General features: G+C 41.0%; 18 protein-coding genes. 16 read left to right on the top strand and 2 right to left on the bottom strand.

The genetic code is table 11. From position 1 onward, the window contains the following. Nucleotides 1–29: 29 nt before the first annotated feature. The 3 genes from I6N95_RS06530 (at nt 30) to I6N95_RS06520 (ending at nt 4,358) form a co-directional block, all read left to right on the top strand. Nucleotides 30–689 carry an aquaporin gene (locus I6N95_RS06530; RefSeq protein ID WP_209525864.1) on the top strand — a complete coding sequence of 220 codons (660 nt, stop codon included), beginning with the start codon at nt 30–32 and terminating at the stop codon, nt 687–689. Between the two features lie 239 nt (nt 690–928). After that, on the top strand, nt 929–2,545 hold the full coding sequence (locus tag I6N95_RS06525) for a CehA/McbA family metallohydrolase domain-containing protein (protein ID WP_209525861.1): 1,617 nt from the start codon (nt 929–931) through the stop codon (nt 2,543–2,545). Between the two features lie 376 nt (nt 2,546–2,921). Continuing rightward, nucleotides 2,922–4,358, top strand: a complete 1,437-nt coding sequence (locus tag I6N95_RS06520; protein WP_209525859.1) for an NCS2 family permease — start codon at nt 2,922–2,924, stop codon at nt 4,356–4,358. Nucleotides 4,359–4,378: 20 nt separating this feature from the next. On the opposite strand, the gene I6N95_RS06515 is transcribed toward I6N95_RS06520, so the two are convergent. Next, nucleotides 4,379–5,230 carry an AraC family transcriptional regulator gene (locus tag I6N95_RS06515; protein WP_209525857.1) on the bottom strand — a complete coding sequence of 284 codons (852 nt, stop codon included), beginning with the start codon at nt 5,228–5,230 and terminating at the stop codon, nt 4,379–4,381. A gap of 141 nt (nt 5,231–5,371) precedes the next feature. Between I6N95_RS06515 and I6N95_RS06510 the strand changes: the two genes are divergently transcribed. The 7 genes from I6N95_RS06510 to I6N95_RS06480 all read left to right on the top strand — a co-directional run bounded on the left by I6N95_RS06510 (nt 5,372) and on the right by I6N95_RS06480 (nt 13,251). Further along, nucleotides 5,372–6,703: a carbohydrate ABC transporter substrate-binding protein gene (locus I6N95_RS06510; RefSeq protein ID WP_209525855.1), complete on the top strand. Its 1,332-nt coding sequence runs from the start codon at nt 5,372–5,374 to the stop codon at nt 6,701–6,703. A gap of 66 nt (nt 6,704–6,769) precedes the next feature. Then, entirely contained in the window at nt 6,770–7,669 is a 900-nt protein-coding gene (locus I6N95_RS06505; RefSeq protein ID WP_209525844.1) for a carbohydrate ABC transporter permease, read from the top strand. 13 nt (nt 7,670–7,682) lie between these two features. Next, the gene (locus I6N95_RS06500; RefSeq protein WP_209525842.1) at nt 7,683–8,558 is read left to right on the top strand and encodes a carbohydrate ABC transporter permease; all 876 of its coding nucleotides are present in this window, start codon (nt 7,683–7,685) and stop codon (nt 8,556–8,558) included. Nucleotides 8,559–8,572: 14 nt separating this feature from the next. Further along, a complete protein-coding gene (gene gnpA / locus I6N95_RS06495; RefSeq protein ID WP_209525840.1) occupies nt 8,573–10,741 on the top strand; it encodes a 1,3-beta-galactosyl-N-acetylhexosamine phosphorylase in 2,169 nt (722 codons plus the stop codon). Further along, nucleotides 10,734–10,913 (top strand): DUF6903 family protein, encoded by a 180-nt coding sequence (locus tag I6N95_RS06490; protein WP_209525839.1) that lies wholly within the window; start codon nt 10,734–10,736, stop codon nt 10,911–10,913. The genes gnpA and I6N95_RS06490 overlap by 8 nt, the downstream gene beginning before the upstream one ends. 3 nt (nt 10,914–10,916) lie before the next feature. After that, complete coding sequence (locus tag I6N95_RS06485; RefSeq protein WP_209525838.1) at nt 10,917–12,353, top strand: arylsulfatase; 1,437 nt, start codon at nt 10,917–10,919, stop codon at nt 12,351–12,353. After that, the gene (locus I6N95_RS06480) at nt 12,331–13,251 is read left to right on the top strand and encodes an ROK family protein (RefSeq protein WP_209525837.1); all 921 of its coding nucleotides are present in this window, start codon (nt 12,331–12,333) and stop codon (nt 13,249–13,251) included. Before I6N95_RS06485 ends, I6N95_RS06480 begins: the two co-directional genes overlap by 23 nt. 64 nt (nt 13,252–13,315) lie before the next feature. On the opposite strand, the gene I6N95_RS06475 is transcribed toward I6N95_RS06480, so the two are convergent. Next, nucleotides 13,316–13,522, bottom strand: a complete 207-nt coding sequence (locus tag I6N95_RS06475) for a hypothetical protein (protein ID WP_209525836.1) — start codon at nt 13,520–13,522, stop codon at nt 13,316–13,318. Between the two features lie 216 nt (nt 13,523–13,738). Between I6N95_RS06475 and I6N95_RS06470 the strand changes: the two genes are divergently transcribed. The 6 genes from I6N95_RS06470 to I6N95_RS06445 all read left to right on the top strand — a co-directional run bounded on the left by I6N95_RS06470 (nt 13,739) and on the right by I6N95_RS06445 (nt 18,630). After that, nucleotides 13,739–14,458: an AzlC family ABC transporter permease gene (locus I6N95_RS06470; RefSeq protein WP_209525835.1), complete on the top strand. Its 720-nt coding sequence runs from the start codon at nt 13,739–13,741 to the stop codon at nt 14,456–14,458. Next, nucleotides 14,445–14,771, top strand: coding sequence for an AzlD domain-containing protein (locus I6N95_RS06465; protein ID WP_347340536.1), 327 nt, complete (start codon nt 14,445–14,447; stop codon nt 14,769–14,771). Before I6N95_RS06470 ends, I6N95_RS06465 begins: the two co-directional genes overlap by 14 nt. Nucleotides 14,772–14,873: 102 nt before the next feature. Next, nucleotides 14,874–15,737 carry a CvfB family protein gene (locus I6N95_RS06460; protein ID WP_209525834.1) on the top strand — a complete coding sequence of 288 codons (864 nt, stop codon included), beginning with the start codon at nt 14,874–14,876 and terminating at the stop codon, nt 15,735–15,737. Nucleotides 15,738–15,920: 183 nt separating this feature from the next. Beyond that, the gene (locus tag I6N95_RS06455) at nt 15,921–16,373 is read left to right on the top strand and encodes a hypothetical protein (RefSeq protein WP_209525833.1); all 453 of its coding nucleotides are present in this window, start codon (nt 15,921–15,923) and stop codon (nt 16,371–16,373) included. A 196-nt stretch (nt 16,374–16,569) separates the two neighbouring features. Next, a complete protein-coding gene (locus I6N95_RS06450; protein ID WP_209525831.1) occupies nt 16,570–17,760 on the top strand; it encodes an MFS transporter in 1,191 nt (396 codons plus the stop codon). A gap of 63 nt (nt 17,761–17,823) precedes the next feature. Next, a complete protein-coding gene (locus tag I6N95_RS06445) occupies nt 17,824–18,630 on the top strand; it encodes a MerR family transcriptional regulator (protein WP_209525829.1) in 807 nt (268 codons plus the stop codon). The last annotated feature ends 73 nt before the right edge of the window (nt 18,631–18,703 follow it).

Below are 18,703 nucleotides of genomic sequence, written 5' to 3'. Positions count from 1 at the left end.
GCAAATAAAAATGAAAAAGAGGGAAGAAGATGGAATTAAAAAAAGGGTTGGCTGAATTTGTCGGCACATTTGTCTTGGTTCTTTTTGGAACAGGAACTGCAGTAGTGACCGGGGGAGAAGACGTGCTGACCATTGCCATGGCATTTGGTTTATCGATTGTGGCAATGGCCTATTCAATCGGGACGATCTCAGGTTGTCATGTAAATCCAGCTGTGACAATTGGCATGTGGGTCAATAAACGAATTGATACCAAAACCGCAGGAATTTATATCATTGGGCAAGTTCTAGGTGGACTTTTAGCAACTGCCACGCTATTATTTATTTTAAACAGTGCTGGATTGGAAACGAGCAATTTAGGGCAAAATTCAACAGCAACAGTTGGCACTTTCGCTGCAGTTGTCATTGAAATTATTTTAACCTTTGTTTTTGTCACGGTTGTTATGGGTGTGACAGGGAAAAAAGGCGACGGCAAATTTGCCGGATTAGCCATTGGCTTTGGTTTAGTATTGGTCCACTTACTTGGCATTAAATTGACAGGTACTTCTGTCAATCCAGCAAGAAGTTTAGCTCCTGCAATTTTCGCTGGTGGCGATGCTTTGAAAGATGTTTGGGTCTTCATCGTGGCACCGCTAATTGGTGGTGTTTTAGCAGCGGTCTTTGCTAAGAACGTATTAGATTCAGAAAAGTAATTAACGTCCCTCTAGGGGCGTTTTTTTTGTGGACTGACTAACGAAGACCTCATCATGAAAGACAGGCATATGAAATTATTTGATTGTTTTGACGACATTTTTTGTTATTCGTCTGTTGGATACAAAAAATGGAAAGGGTTACAATTGAATCAATTGATTGTTTCCTCTTAGGTGTTGTTCATTTAACCGCAATATTAAATGAGGGGAGTTGACAATTAAAAAATAATGGAGGGTCATTTATGAGAAAAAGAACGTTAGTCGCATTTCTTGTCATTAGTCTGGTTGCTGTAAGTGGGTGTAGTTCAGGAGGAAATGAGAAAACGGAAGGATCAACAGGAGCAGCCTCAAAGAAGGAGGTCAGTGAGGCTGAAGGACAGTGGCGTCCAGGAGAATTTCATACACATTCCATTCAATCGAATGATACGGACTATCCCAATGATTCTGTAGAAAAACTGATTCTAACTGGTATTGATAATGGGTTTGATTGGTTGGTTATTGCGGATCATTTGAGGATGTCTGGCCGTGACATCAATGGTAAGGAACTTGAAGGGGATGGCATTCCAGCTTATAAGGCAATTGAAGAACAGCAAAAATTAATAAAATCAATGGAAGCAGCAGGCGAGCTTAAGGATACCAAAATATTTTCCGGTTTTGAATGGGATGTTTTAGGACTAGATCATGCGTCAGTAGGAATTATTGATGAAAAAGGAAAAGAATCACTTGCAGGAATTAAAGATTTTGAGTACTTGTATGGCAAAGAAACGGAGGCAGACCAATTTTCTAAAGAAGATATTGAGCGCTTAGGGAAACGGGAAAATGATGATACCAAGGCTAATACCTTTAAAGCTGTAGCCTGGCTAAAAGAAAATTATCCTGACAGTTATTTGATCCTGAATCATCCTTCTCGCAAAAATGGAGAGGATAACCAAATTGAAATTGAAGATATTCGTAAAATGAATGACATTGCACCAGAAATTGCCTTTGGATTTGAAGGAATGTTAGGCAATCAGATGGCATCAGGTGGTAATCGAGGGGAATTGGTTGATTCCTATGGTGGAACCGACGTTTTGGTTGCAAAAGTCGGGGGAGTCTGGGATGCCTTGTTAGGAGAAGGGCGCCGTTTCTGGAATTACGCAAATTCAGATTATCATTTTAAAGTCAGTAAGAACCGCCTTTATTCAAGTGGTTACTGGCCAGGAGAGTACTCTAAAAATTACACATTTATTAAAGGCGATAGTTTTAACGATATTGGTGAGGGGCTACGGTCAGGGAAAAGTTTTTCAACCTTTGGAGATTTGATTAACGAGCTGGACTTTACAGCAGCAGACAGTGGGGCCAAGGCTGAAATGGGAGAAACTTTAGCTGTTTCTGAAGATGAGTATGAGATCACGATTCGTTTTAAATCACCTAAAACTAATAACTTTGAAGTTATCACTGAACATGAGACAGAGGTGACAAATGAAGTTAAACTTGACCACGTTGATTTAATTTCTGGTGAAGTCACTGATAAAATCCCTGAAAGCTCACCGGATTATAAAAAAACCACTAATGAGTCAACAAAAGTGCTAGCTAGCTTTACTGAAAGCGACTGGAAAGTTGATGAGGAAGGGTTTAATGTCATTACATATAAAGTGAAGAATGATGGGAAAAACCATTATTATCGTCTGCGTGGGACAAACTTAGGCCATAATGTCGACAAAAAGACCAAAGATGGAGAGCCCTTGCAGGATCGGACCTTTGATACGATTGAGGAACCAACTGCTGAGGATAATGAAGAACGTTTTAACAATCAAAACGATCGGAACTATAGTGAAATGTGGTTTTATTCAAATCCAATTTTTGTGGAAAACGACTAATTAGCGAAGAACCGAAGGGTTAGCCTAATCGATTGTTGACTTTAGGGCAGGAATAATGTCGTACCTAAGTAGAGGACCAAAAAATGTTGGGCCGTGGATCTTTCGAGAAAAGAAAGGTCCACGGTTGTTTAGTTCTGTTTTGGTTCTGTAAACTGTCGTAATGTCCGTCAAAAAAGATAAAACACCCTTAAACACGAACAATAAAAAGAAAAAATGAGTAAATATTGAGAAAAATGTTGTAAATAAAATTAATCTTGACTATAATAAGTCTATGTTGATTAAAAGGCGAATGCAATTATCTTTTAATGTTTTTAATGTTCGGTTTTAACGGATTTTAATTGACAAAAATTGCAACAAGGGAGATTGGGAAAATCAAATGGACAAGTTTTTTAAATTAAAAGAGAATAATACCAATGTTAGTACGGAAGTGATGGCAGGCTTTACGACTTTCTTTGCCATGAGTTATATTTTATTTGTCAATCCAGCTATTTTATCGTTATCAGGAATGCCATTTCAGGCCGTTTTCTTAGCGACAATTATTTCTGCCGCAATTGGTACGCTCGTCATGGGGCTGTTTGCCAATGTTCCTTATGCCCAAGCACCTGGCATGGGGTTAAATGCCTTCTTTACCTTCACAGTTGTCTTTGGTTTAGGTTATTCATGGGAACAAGCATTGGGAATGGTTTTCCTTTGTGGAGTGATAAACATCATCATTACGGTGACCAAAATTCGCAAATTGATTATCAGAGCCATTCCCGAGAGCATGCAACATGCGATTGGTGGTGGGATTGGGATTTTTGTCGCTTACGTTGGGATTAAAAATGCCAATTTATTAAGTTTTTCAGCTGATTCCAATACCATTACAAGTTCGGTGGTAGAAGGCGACGCAGCCACAAATGTTACAATGAATGGCGGGATTGTTCCTGGCTTGGCTAATTTTAACAATCCAGGGGTTTTACTGGCGGTGATTGGGATTGTGTTAATGATTGTATTAGTCATTATGAATGTAAAAGGCGCCATCTTAATCGGAATTATCGGGACAACCATTATTGGTATCCTAATGGGTGTTGTAGATTTAAGCACAATAGATTTTAAAACGAACTCTTTAAGTAGCTCAATCAATGAATTGGGAACGACTTTTGGTGCCGCTTTTGGTTCCAAAGGCTTACCCTCACTGTTTGCTGATACAGCCAAAATACCTCAAGTGTTAATGACTGTCTTAGCCTTTAGTTTATCTGATACATTTGATACGATCGGCACATTTATCGGCACTGGTCGCCGAACGGGTATCTTCAGTAAAGAAGATGAAGCCGCTCTTGAAGACAGCAAAGGCTTTAACTCTAAAATGGACAAAGCCTTGTTCTCTGACGCGATTGCCACCTCAATTGGGGCGATTTTTGGAACGTCTAATACAACAACCTTTGTTGAAAGTGCTGCAGGGATTGGCGTAGGTGGACGTACTGGTTTAACCTCCGTTGTTGTCGCTGGCTTGTTCTTGTTAAGTAGTTTCTTCTCCCCATTAATCAGTGTTGTACCAGCCCAAGCAACGGCGCCAGCCTTGATTTTAGTAGGTGTGATGATGATGGCTTCCTTTAAGGACATTAATTGGACAGATTTAGAAGATGCGGTACCTGCTTTCTTTGCCTCAGTCTTTATGGGCTTGTCCTACAGCATTTCGAATGGGATTGCTGCCGGTTTTATCTTCTTTGTGATCGTCAAGCTAGCTAAAGGTAAAACTAAAGAAATTTCACCTATTTTATGGTTAGTAACGGGCTTGTTTATTTTAAACTTTATTATATTGGCCATTTTATAAAAAGAAAAAAGCTGAGACTCTCAGCTTTTTTCTTTATTTTTGATTTCTCGATATTCCTTTGGTGTCAAGTTGTTGATTTTTTTAAAGGTATAAGAAAAGTGAGATTGACTTGAGAAGCCGACAATACTGGAAATCTGTGAAATGGTATAGTTAGTGGAGGCTAAAAGAGTCTGACTTTCTTTAATTCTTTTTTGAACCAAATAGGCAATCGGTGTTGCGTTCATGTAATCTTTAAACAGATGGACGAGGTAAAATTTATTGATGTGCGCAATCTCCGCCAAGGATTCAAGGGTCAGCTCATGTTGATAGTGGGTGTCAATATAATGTTTAACAAAAGCGATGTCTTTATTAAGCTTTTGGTTGCTAACTTCTTCTAATTCGAATTGGGAGTAACGCAACATGCGAATCACTAGATTTTCAATGAGGTTTTGACAAACGACTTCATAATCTTGACGTTTGGTTTGTATTTCTTCTAATAAATCATTTAAATAAAATAAGACTTCTTTTTTTTCATCGCTGTAGTTGAAAAAAGTGAAGTCTTTTTCGACATCAGTCTGGTCTTGAGGCAAATTAAACGCCAACCCTTCAACGCCTAAAACGATATATTCCATCGGAGAGGATTCCACGGATTCTTCCGTATGCTCGATGTGGGGATTGACGATGACTAAATCATTTTCCTTGACCGGAAAACGTTGATTCCTAGCGATAAAATTTCCTTTTCCTTTAAGCACATAAAACATTTCTGTAAAGTCGTGAGTATGAACTGTACTGTGCCAGTCAGGTTCATATTTTGATTTTGTGACGTAGAGTAAGTTCAAAGCTAACTTGCGAATATGGCTTGAATGATTGATTTCATACCGTTCATTGCTCAAAATTATCGCCTCCGTATTGTGAAAAATTGCTATATAATGACATTATAGCAATAAATCGATAATTTTGAACAATATCTTGATTGTGGAAGCGTTTTATATAGGTTAGGATTGAGACATCAAAAAGATAAGGGGGAAGTTAAAATGAGAATTAAAAAGAGTTTGGCATGGGTGGGGACAGCTTTATTAGCGGTTAGTATGCTTGGTGCTTGTGGTACTAAAGATGAGCAAGCTGATGGGAAGCAGGAGAAACAGGTACTAAAAGTTGCCGCATTAGAGTCTGGTTATGGTGCCGATATGTGGAAAGAAGTCGTCAAGGCATATGAGGCCAAAAATCCTGACTTAACAGTAGAGTTAACATTGGATAAGAACATTGAAAGTGTGATTAGTCCTAATATGAAAGCTGGCAAATTTCCTGATGTGGTCATGGTAGCCATGAGTCGTGAAGAAGCGTTGCCCGAGACATTGATTAAGGATAATGCTCTAGAAGACTTGAGCCCTGTTTTGGATATGACGGTTCCCGGAGAAGACCAAAAGGTATCTGAAAAATTGATTCCTGGTTTTACTGACACCTTAGCGACAAATCCTTACGGTGATGGCAAGACCTATTTAGCCCCAATGTTCTACAGCCCCAATGGATTATTCTTTAATGCCGCTCTTTTAAAAGAAAAAGGCTGGGAAGTTCCGGAAACCTGGGAGCAAATGTGGGAACTAGGAGAAAAAGCCAAAAAAGAAAAGATATCCTTATTTACATATCCTGTATCAGGCTATTTTGATTCCTTTTTCTTTGCTTTATTGGCAGAAATTGGTGGTCCTGATTTTTACAATCAAGCCATGAATTACGAGGAAGGCATTTGGGAAACACCTGAGGCGACCGAGGCATTCGAAATTGTTGCTAAACTGGCTGAATACACGGAACCAACCACAGTGGCCAATGCGAATAAAACAGATTTCACCAAAAATCAACAATTGATTTTGGATAATAAGGCGTTATTTATGCCAAATGGCACGTGGATTACCGGTGAAATGGCCGAAGCACCTCGAGCAGCTGGTTTTGAGTGGGGCTTTACTGCCTTACCAGCGGTTGAAAAAGGGGGAGATCGGTACTCCTTTACGTTCTTTGAGCAAATTTGGATGCCAGCCGAGGCCCAAAATAAAGAACAAGGAAAAGAGTTTATTGCCTATATGTATTCAGATGAGGCAGCTGATATCTTTGCTAAAGCCAATGCCATTCAGCCAATCCAAGGGATCTCTGATAAGTTGGAGGGCGAGAATAAATTATTCTACAGTGTTTATGATGATGGGGCTAAAGCGGTAATGGGTGGCTTTGCCTCAACGGATGCTGTTGAAGGCGTTAACATGAAAGATGTGTTATTTGGCACGATTGATAGTGTGGTATCAGGTGATAAGACAGTTAAACAATGGCAGGATGCTGTACAGCAAGCCAGTGATCAATTAAGAGCAGCTAAAAAATAAGGATTCAGTCAAAGCAATAGTGGTTGACTCAACCGCTATTGTTTATTCAATCGGAAAGGAAAGGCTATGACTACTAAAAATCGTCAAAGGCAAACACGTCGTTTTGTCATTATTTGCCTCGCGCCAGCGATTATTCTCTTTACCATTTTTATGATTATCCCAACAGTCAATGTTTTCTATATGTCGTTATTTAAATGGGGCGGCTATTCTGCTTCGAAGACGTTTGTAGGGTTGGCTAACTTTAAGATTTTAGCTAAAGATTTAAATTTTTTCCGTTCATTTCAAAATTCGATTGTCTTGATTGTTTTGGTCACGTTGATCACCATGGTTTTTGCCATCGGTTTTGCCGCTATTTTATCACGAGAAAAACTAAAAGGACAAAACTTTTTCCGAGTGATTTTTTATGTTCCCAACATCTTGTCTGTGGTAGTAATCGCCGCCATCTTTTCAGCGATATATGATCCTAAAACCGGCTTGTTGAATAGCTTTTTGAAGCTGATTAATTTAGAGAAGGTCACACAACTTTGGTTAGGGGATCAAAAAATTGTCATATATAGTTTAGCTGGGGCGATGATCTGGCAAGCTATTGGTTATTACATGGTCATGTATATGGCCAGTATGGCAGCGATTCCTGAGAGTCTGTATGAAGCCTCTGCCTTAGAGGGAGCGGGTAGAATCAAGCAGTTTACCAGCGTTACCTTGCCCCTAATTTGGAATAATATACGGACGACTCTGACCTTCTTTATTATCAGCTCGATTAATTTGAGTTTCTTATTTGTTAAAACTATGACAGGAGGGGGACCAGACGGAGCAACGGAAGTATTCTTAAGCTACATGTATAAACAAGCCTATACTAACTCATCTTATGGTTATGGGATGGCAATTGGTGTTGTGGTGTTTATCTTCTCGTTTGCTTTGTCAGCCATCGTCAATCGGATAACCAAACGAGAAATTTATGAATATTAAGGAGGCGACACAAATGGAGAAACAAAGCCAAAAGACCAATCGTTTATACAAATGGTTTATATATGTCGCCTTGCTAACATTGGCGTTGACCATTATCATTCCCGTTGGTTGGGTTTTTCTTGCTTCGATTAAACAAAATGCTGAGTTTTACGGCAGCCCTTGGACGTTACCTAAAGGTTTCTATTTTCAAAATTTTATCGATGCCTTTCAAAAGGCTAATATGGGCGCTTATTTTTTAAATTCAGTGATCGTAACACTGATTGGGCTGATCGTCTTGTTGGTGGTGGCCTTACCGGCATCGTATGTCTTATCCCGTTTTGAGTTTAAGGGACGTGGCTTTTTTAATGGGCTGTTTATGGCTGGCCTGTTCATCAATGTTAATTACATCATCGTGCCGATTTTCCTGATGCTTTTAGCAGGAGATAAGTGGTTGACCAATTTATTTGGCAGTGGGCTTTTTATCGATAATATTGTGATCTTAGGAATTGTCTATGGTACGACGTCATTACCATTTACAATTTACCTACTTTCAAGTTATTTTAGAACATTGCCAAAAACCTTTGAAGAAGCGGCTTATGTTGACGGTGCCAGCCACTTTACCACAATGGTGAAAATCATGATTCCCATGGCGAAACCCAGCATCATCACCGTGATTTTATTCAATTTTCTTTCTTTTTGGAATGAATACATCATTGCGTTAACACTGATGCCTGGTGAAAACAAGACACTCCCCGTGGGCTTGATGAATTTAATGACGGCACAAAAAGCGGCTGCTAACTATGGTCAGATGTATGCAGGCTTAGTCATCGTTATGCTGCCAACGTTACTATTATACATGTTGGTTCAAAAACAATTAACCCAAGGCATGACTGCTGGTGGGATCAAATAATGGAGGCAAAATCAATGTCGAAATCACATGGACGAGTGACACTACCGAGTGAGAGTCACTTTTTAGATGAAACAAAGGAAATCATGACCCGTTGGGGCGCCGATGCTTTACGGGACAGTGATGGTACGAAGCTGGATGAGGCGTTAAAAAAGTTGGAAGCCAAGATTTACACAACTTATTTTGTGGCTCGTAATCATAATCAATTTGCTGAACAACATCTGGATGAGTGTCAACAACTATACTTGATGTCCCCTTATCAAATGGCCACGGGTGAACGATTGACGATCAGATTTATGGAAGGGTATTTTGATCAGCAGATCAAACCAGATTATCGACACGATGTGACTCGCTTCTGGGAAGTCATCGATCGAACGACCAATCAGGTGGTATCTAGCGAAAACTGGCAATTGAATCAACAAGAGAACACACTGACAATCGAGAACTGTCAGCCTTGGCATGAATACACGGTCTCTTTTTTGGCCGATGCCATTTGGGATCCGACGCAAATGTACAATCATATTACCAATGATTGGGGAGAGGTGCCCCATGATATTCCCTTTGATGTCCGCAAACCTCATTCGCAGGCCTTTATGACGGATTATTTAAGGCAATGGCTCAAGGACAATCCTGATACCGATGTGGTTAGATTTACAACCTTTTTTTATCATTTCACCTTGGTCTTTAACGATCTGGGCAAAGAAAAATTTGTGGATTGGTTTGGTTATGGCGCCAGTGTATCTGCTGAGGCGATTGAGGCTTTTGAGTTGGAATATGGGTATCGACTAAGACCAGAGACATTTATCGATGAAGGTTATTACAACAGTACTTTCAGAGTGCCAACACCAGAATACCAGGACTATCTGCGCTTTATTCAACGCTTTGTTTCGCAAATGGCGAAAAAACTGGTTGACATCGTTCATGATAGTGGCAAAGAGGCGATGATGTTTTTAGGTGACAATTGGATTGGCACGGAGCCTTATGGCCCATATTTTGGTGAGATTGGGCTAGATGCTGTTGTTGGTAGTGTCGGAGGTGGGACCACCTTGCGGATGATCTCTGAAATTCCCCATGTTAAGTATACGGAAGGTCGTTTTTTACCTTACTTCTTCCCAGATACCTTTTATGAAGGGAATGATCCAGTAGTAGAAGCCAATCAGAACTGGTTGAGTGCCAGACGAGCCATTTTAAGAAAGCCAGTTGACCGCATTGGCTATGGCGGCTATTTAAGTTTAGCGTATCAATTCCCCAAGTTTATCGATTATGTGGAACATGTGACCGATGAATTTCGCGATATTTATCAGAAGATTGCCACTGTTTCACCATATAACGGGTTGACCGTGGGGGTTTTAAATGCTTGGGGGAGTTTGCGTTCGTGGCAAGCTTACATGGTAGCCCACGCACTGGAATACAAACAGATTTATTCATACTTAGGGATGATGGAATCCTTAAGTGGGGCTGCAGTGAAGGTGGTCTTTCTAAGCTTTGATGAGTTGCTGACTAATGGGGTACCAGCAGAAGTTGATGTCCTGATCAATGGTGGCGACGCTCATACCGCATTTTCTGGAGGGGATTACTGGTTAAAACCAGAACTGGTCACCGTTATTCGGCAATGGATTGCAGAAGGCGGCGGATTTGTAGGTCTAGGAGAACCGACAGCCGCCCATCATGGTGGGCACTACTTCCAATTGGCAACCGCATTAGGAGTCGACAAAGAATTGGGCTTCAGTCTGTCGACAGATAAATATTTTACAGAGCCTTTAAGCGATCACTTTATTACCGCAGATGTGACACGATTTGATTTTGGTGAAAGTATGAAAAACATCTACGCCTTAACAGAGGCCACGGAAATTATTGAATACAGTGATGGTGAGATACATCTGGCTGCTAATCAATTTGGCAAGGGGCGCACTGTTTACTTGGCGGGTTTGCCTTACAGCTTGGAAAATACGCGATTGCTGTTACGAGCCTTATACTATGCAGCCACTAAAGAGGCGGAATTGACCAAGTGGTTCAGTGCTAATCTTCATTGTGAGGTCCACGCTTACCCGGCCCTTGGCCAATATGCGATTGTGAATAATACGAATCAGCCTCAACAAACCGAAGTTTACAATGGTCAAGGAGCCAGTCATCAAGTGTTCTTAAATCCTAGTGAAATCAAGTGGGAGGTCATCACAAATGAATAGAAAAAGGGGGTTACTTCTATTGGCAGTCCTGATTGGCAGTGGCTCATTAGGGTTGATCATTTATGGCCAAAAGCTGATCGGTCCAGTCGGTCTTAGTTTGATGTTAGTTGGCTTAGCAGGCTTATTGAGTCTGCTGTACGCCTACAATAAAAGCTTTACAAGCGAGGAATAAGCGATGAACAAAAATGTGGTGATGATAGTGGTTGATCAACTGCGTTACGATTCTATTGGGTGTCATGATCCAAGTGGGATTATTTCTACCCCTTACTTGGATCAATTGGCTGAAAAGGGCGTTGATTTTCAACATGCTTACAGTGGGGTTCCAACTTGTATTCCAGCGAGAGCCTCTTTGATGACTGGTTTGAAACAGGAACATCATGGCAGAGTTGGCTACCAAGACGAGGTTCCCTGGAATTATCCAGTGACAATGGCTCAGACATTTCAACAACAAGGCTATCAAACTGAGGCAATTGGCAAGATGCACGTATACCCTGATCGTCACCGATGTGGTTTTGATCATGTGCTATTGCACAATGGTTATTTACATGAAAGCCGCAAACAGACTAAAGCTTATCTCAGTCAATATGAGCAGGTAGACGACTACCTGCAGTGGCTAAAAGCACAGGTACCAGGAGCTGATTTAATCGATGATGGGCTTGAGTGTAATTCTTGGGTTGCACGTCCTTGGCCATACGAGGAGCGTTATCATCCGACAAATTGGGTGACAATGGAGGGGCTTAACTTTTTAAGTAGACGGGATCCGACAATGCCTTTCTTTTTAAAATTATCCTATACACGGCCTCACAGCCCCTTGAATCCGCCTGCCTATTATTTTGAGATGTATGCCAATCAACTAGGCGCTTTAGGAGCGGTGTCGGCAGGGGACTGGGAAGAAAAGCAACCGACACACTTAATAGATGCCAAAAAAGGCTATCTACCGCTTCGAGAATTAAACCGCATGAAGGCTGGCTATTATGGCTTGATTACCCATTTAGATCATCAAATTGGTCGTTTTTTACAAGGGTTAGAGGAAGCGCAGCTAACGGAAGAGACGGTGATCTTGTTTGTCTCTGATCACGGTGACCAATTAGGGGATCACTATTTGTTTCGTAAAGGTTATCCTTATCAGGAAAGTGTCCATGTGCCACTGATGATGTACAATCCCGCTTGGCACCAAGAGTCGCAACCCTTGGTGGAATTAAGAGATGTCTTTCCCATGCTGCTAGCAGCTGCAACGGGGAGAACAGTTAAGGGGATTGATGGCTTTGACTATCGGCAAAATGAACGGGAATACCTTCATGGAGAACATCTTTTAGGAGAGGACTCGAGTCAATTTATCTTGACCAAAACGGAGAAATTTATTTGGTTTCCTCAACGACAGCAGGAGCAGTTTTTTGATCTTGCCGTCGACCCTCGAGAATGTCATAATTTGATCGATGAAGCTGCTTATCAGCAACGGATTGAGGTCTTAAGACAGCTGTTGATAGCGGAATTAGCCCAACGACCAGAAGGGTTTGTGGCAGAGGGAAAGCTCAAGGAGACAATCGCAACTACGCCGTTTTTAGGGGATAGAGAAGGGAGGGATTGTGATGCAGGAGGCAATTGGCATTGACATTGGCGGAACTAAAATTGCTGTTGCGGCTATTTCTGAAAAGGGAGAAATGACGGGGAAAGTAACAGTTCCAAGCCAAACAGACACAGCTGAAACCATGTATGCAGCGGTGACAGGGGCGATTGATCACTTTTTAGCACAAAGCCATACGACAATCGAGGATTATCAAGGGATCGGGCTTGGCGTTCCTGGGAAAGTAAATCGTCAGGCTGGAATTGCCCTCTTTCAAAATAATCTCCCTTGGCAGGAATTTCCAATTGCCGCGCGTTTAGAAGCAACATATGGCAAGCGACCATTGCAGATTGATAATGATGTTTATCAGGCAGCGTTTGCCGAGTGGCAGGCGAGTAAGGTGAACCGCGAGGCTGTTTTTGTCTATTATACGATCAGCACAGGGGTGGCTTGCGCCATTATTAACAATGGCGACTTTCTTCGCGGCAATGGGTTTGCTGGCGAAGTAGGTTTAGCCCAAGTGATTGATCCGAGAGAAGGGAAAAAAATTGCTCGTTTGGAAGGCTTGGCGTCAGGGCCAGCCATCACTCAAGCAGGCCAGCGTTACTATCAGAATAATCAGTTGACAACGGCCGAGTTATTCGCGCGTTACCAACAAGGAGATCCTTTTGCCTTGGCGTTGATAAACCAGATGATCGATTCAATCACTCATAGTGTTTACAGCATTATCTGTTTGATTGATCCAGCAGCCATTGTTTTTGGCGGTAGTTTATCCCTTTATCAGCCCTTTCTAATTGAAGGGATTAAACAACGATTAACCAGCTATGCGATTGCCCCGCAATTGCCAGCAGTCGATCGTCTACACCTCAGTCAGCTCAGTAATAATGCAGGCATTATCGGTGCAGGGTTACAGCTATTAAGGAACCAGAATAAAGGGATCGACTAATTGGAAAGACGCCGACCACCGGCGATGGTTGATTCGCTTACTTAGACCAAAAATGACAAAACCCTTAGGAGGTTTTGTCATTTTTGCCATCTGTCGCATCCTTTCGACGAAAGCTTTGAAAGAGAAAAACAAAAATACCGAAGAACAGCGATTCTCCTAGAACTTCCCAAAAGCTGGAATGTTTGGCAACTCCAGTGACTAAATTTCCACCATAGGCGACAACGGTGTAAAGTAGCATACCTAGTAAAGTGGTGGTTAGGCGCTTAATCATGACTGATTCCCCCTTATGGTTTAAGTGATGATCTTTTTCTTTAAGTTTACCACGAAAATCAGGGCCAAGGGGAATAAAATGACGTGCTTTTTTCAGAAAACCTAAAGATACTCTTTACAATTAACCGATTTAACGATAAGATAAACGATAACTATTTACGGCCCGTGAAATAGTCTGAATATTCAATTAAGTTAGGGTTGTTGAAAGGCGGTTATCATGGAAGAGAGTTATTCGAAAGGCTATCAGAGCTTTTATGAGGGAGTTAAAGCCTGTGTCCCCACCATTTTAGGGTATCTGGGTATTGGCTTAGCTGCCGGTATTGTCGGCAAGGGGTCTGGACTATCAGTTTTTGAAATCATGTTATTATCAATCATTGTTTACGCAGGTAGTGCGCAATTTATCATCAGTGGGATGATTTTAATGGGGAGTCCCATTGGTCCGATTGTCTTGACGACTTTTTTAGTAAACTTGCGGCATTTTTTGATGAGCTTATCTGTGGCTGATTATTTTAAAAAGGAAACCATGTTGCAGTCCATCGGCATAGGGACTTTGTTGACCGATGAATCCTATGGCGTTTTAATGACAGCTATTCAAAATGGCAAAAAGGTCACCACTAAATGGGCTCATGGCTTAAATCTAACAGCGTATCTGACTTGGATTATTGCGACAGTCGTTGGTGGGTTAATTGGAGACTGGATCCCAAATCCTGAACAATTTGGTTTAGACTTTGCTTTGACTGCGATGTTTATTGGGTTAATTATTTTGCAAGTGGAATTGCCGATGCGCAAACGCACCAAACAGACGGTGGTGACCTTGCTGTCTGTGGTGTTCAGTTTGTATCTGTTAATGGGGTTGTTATCTGCAGAAATGAGTGTAATCGTCGCAACATTAATTGGTTGCACAGTTGGGATGGTGGTTAATCGTGGCAGCAACTAATATGATCGTTTTAACGATTGTCTTGTGTGGGGTGGTCACTTGGGGACCGCGTGTTGTGCCCTTTATTTTATCGAAAAAGTTGACTTTTTCCAAGGGACTAAACGAGTTTTTATCCTATTTGCCAATGTGTATCCTGACTGCCCTTTTTGTTCAAGGTCTGTTGGTCCAGCAGAGTCAAGGGTTGCCAACATTTAATAACGAAAATATATTGGCAAGCTTGCCGACCATCGCGGTTGGGGTCATTAGTCGTGATCTGATGTGGACAGTCATTGTTGGAATTATTTCCATGGCGGCATTACGTTTTTTCATGTAGTTTTCATTCTTCTGTGCTATAATGAGATAACATTTCACACGTAGCAATTGGCAGTACAGGAGCTCGCAGTGACGTTGAACTCATGATGAGAAGGAGATTAACATGCAAAATCTATTAGGAACAGTCTTTACTGGTTTAATTACCGATGAAAATAATCACGCTTATTTTGTGCAAAAAGATGGCATCACCTTTAAGTTGGCTAAAAGTGAAGGGGAACATCAATTAGGAGAGGCAGTCGAGGGGTATGGATATGTCGATCAAAAGCAAGATAACCGCATAACGACGAACATCCCAACGATCTCTCAAGGTCATTATGGCTTTGGCGAGGTCGTGGCAACTCGCAAAGATCTGGGGGCCTTTATTGACATCGGTCTACCAGATAAGGAAATAGTCTTATCGATTGATGAACTGCCGACAATGCGGGAACTGTGGCCTAAGAAGGGTGACCGGCTAATGGTGGCTGTAACTGTCGATGATAAAGATCGAATGTGGGCAACTTTGGCAGATGAAACGATCTTTAAAGCGATTAGTCGCCAGGCGAAAAATGAAGAAGACTTTAAAAATAAAGACGTTATCGCAACGGCTTACCGGTTGAAAGTGATCGGTACCTATGTTATTACAGATGACTTTTATCTGGGCTTCTTGCACCCATCTGAGCGCTATATTGAGCCGCGTATTGGTGAAGTCTTGAAAGCGCGGGTCATTGGAATTGGTCCAAATGGCGTCTTAAATATCTCTGTTAAACCGCGCGCTCATGAAGTGATCAGTGATGATGCGATGATGATTTTAACCTTTTTAGAGAAATCTCCTGATGGTCGCATTCCTTTTACGGACAAATCCACTCCTGAAGAAATTCAGCTGACCTTTGCTATTTCGAAGGGACAGTTTAAACGTGCCTTAGGCTCTTTATTAAAACAACGTAAAATTAAACAAGAAGATGGTTACACAATCTTAATTAAAGAATAAGTCCACTCCCCTTGAAAGGCAACTTTCAGGGGGAGTTAGTTTCATCGTCGTTAAGTCGTCAGGCTAACCATCGTAGTTTTCTTACAGTTTTGTTGGAAAAGTTGACTTTTTTTCTGAGTGTGGAATAATAAGATAAATAATAAAATTGATTTTATGACGACTCAATTTAAAGGGAGGACAAGGATGAACTTTAAAAAACGACCAGTAACTGAAGAGGAGCTGAAGGAGTTTGGGGAAGTTCCTTTAGTTGATCCAGTCTCGCAAAAAGTCAGTCAACCTAAAAATATCACCATCGCGGAAAATGAGTCAGTTTATCTGGTATCATTATCCAATCAACACATATCGTTTAGTTATGAGATGCCACGTTATTTTGTCCTGAATTACCGAGGATCCTTGATTTTTTTCTTTGTGATAGATCATACAGAATCTAATGAGGAAATCACCAAATCGATTTTCGTCAAAGGGATCAAAATGCCTAAACAATTGATTCGAGAAACTGCTGAAATTCGAAAACTGATCATCAAATCTTTGTTTGTTTATTATGGTGACTATAAAATGAATCAAATTGTCTTAGATGAGGTTGACGAAACAGGTTATTATCTCCATCTGACAGAAGGCAAGCCGCACTTTTCTTAAGAGCTAGCCTCGACGAATCAACAAGTCATTTGACATATTGCATTAAAGAAGTAATAGGTGAAGACTTATTGCTTTTTTTGTTAACCCGATTAAGGATTAGTTGTCAACATTGAACCAAAAAGAATATCTAAAGACGGCTTTTTTCTACAGATGATTTTTGGTATGATGGAGATATGTATGAGAAAGAAGGGATTCTTTGGCTATCTTGACAAGCGATTTGAAAGGTCGCATCTATTTACTGCAGGCATTTTATTGGATGTCCTTTTGTTCTATTTCAGGGTTCGCGACAGTTTTTTTATTATCAAATACTGTGCCGAATAGTCAAATTGGTCTGATTATTGCATTAGGAAGCTTATTGTCAGTGTTTGCACAATTTATGACAGGGATTTTAATCGATAAAATTCCCCGAATGACTGTCCGTAGGGTGATGCTGTTTTTTCTAGCTTTAAGTACAGTTGTATCTTTGGGAACGATCTTGTTTGTGAAAGAAACAGTGCTGATGGCAATCCTGTATTGTGTGTTGATCGTCTTGCTGTTTAATAGTCAACCTTTAGTCACCTCACTTATTTACGATTATATTAATGAGGGGGCCGACTTATCTTTTTCTTTTTCAAGAGGATTAGGCTCGATGATGTACGCTTCTTTTTCTTTTGTGATGGGACTTTGGCTGGAACAGCACTCGACTCTGTGGATTCCCATACTGTCAACAGGTTTATCATTGGTCTTGTTGCTCATCGTTTGGCGTTTGCCAGAGCTTAACCAATCCGTTGCTCATGAAGCAGATGTTCAAGTGCCAACAAACCTTGGTGAGTTTCATAAAAAGTACCCCAGCTTTTTGCTCTTTTTAATTGGGGTAGCCGTTATCTTTAGTTTTCACACCATCGTGAATGTCTATTTACCTCAAATTGTCCACCATGTTGGTGGGGGCAGCAAGGAAATTGGCTTTGCAATCGCTCTTGCAGGCTTTTTAGAAATCCCTACCATGTTTGGGTTTAAACGCTTGGAAGAACGAGTGAATGTGATTATTTTATTGCGGATCTCTGCTATCTTTTTCTTTATAAAAGCAATGATCTATCTGATAGCCCCCAATTTTCTGGTACTACAAGCCGCGCAACTGTTGCAAGCGTTATCCTTCGCTTTGATTACGCCCGCTTATGCCCATTATATCAACGAATGGATGGCTCCGAATGATCGCGTAAAAGGTCAAACGTTTATGATGGCTGGGGTCACCTTTGGGAATGTGATTGGTAGCTTAGTTGGTGGCTGGCTACTGGATATGTCAGGTGTTTCGCTCCTTTTGGTATTCGGTCTTGTCCAAGCTTGCTTGGGGATGATCATCATCTTGCTTAGCTTGCGTCATAAAAGTGAAGGAAATATTAGTACTTGACTCTCCCCTAAGGGTCGGCCTTAATCTGATGTTAGAGGGAATCAAGTTGAAAGGTGGAAGTGAATGTTAACGATTGGTGAATTTTCTAAAGCCTGTGGTGTTACAGTTAAGACGTTAAGGCATTATGATAAGATTGGGTTGTTATTGCCGAGTAAAGTGGATAACCTGACTAATTATCGTTACTATAGTGCAAATCAAATGAGTCAAATGTTGTTGATCAATCGGTTGAAACGCTATGGTTTAAGTTTACAGCGAATACAGGAATTAATGTCGACTGAAGAGTTGTTAATTCCAGCTTTGGTTAATCAAAAACACGTATTGGCAAAAGATATCAATCAAATTCAAGCGGCAATTAACGAGCTTGATGCCCATCTAAAAAGTATTGAGAGGACGGGAAAGATTATGGATTATCAGAAAAATTACGAGATCAGGTTGGTGGAGCGAGAGCCGTTACCAATCATTAGTGTCAGACAGCAGATGGGGATTAGTCAATTTGATCAGGCGTTTGGCAAGCTGTTTGAAAAAATCGGGAAATTGCAAGCTTTTCCCACAGGGCCAGCGATGGCTTTATATCACGATTCTGAATTTGCAGAAGAAGACACGGATATAGAAGTAGCCATTCCGGTTAAAGATCATACCCAGGCAACACGGGTGTTGTCTGGCGGTCCTCACTTAGTGACCGTCCATCGTGGAGCTTATAATAATCTGTCAGAAGCTTATGCGGCCATTGTTGAGTTTATGGCTGGGAATCACTATCAAAGTAAACAAGCCCCATTTGAGATTTATGTTGAGTCTGCAATGACCAACAAACCTGTTTCCGAATGGGAAACCTCTGTTTATTTTCCAGTGGAAAAAATGAAGACAATTTAGTTAGTTTGTCAGTATGATTAAAAAGTGAAAGAGAGTTCTGCCGTAAATCGGTCGGGGTCTCTTTCATTTTTTA

Source organism: Vagococcus allomyrinae (assembly GCF_017829975.1).
In the GTDB taxonomy this organism is placed as follows: Bacteria; Bacillota; Bacilli; order Lactobacillales; family Vagococcaceae; genus Vagococcus_D; species Vagococcus_D allomyrinae.
This window is presented reverse-complemented; position numbering and strand designations above follow the sequence as displayed.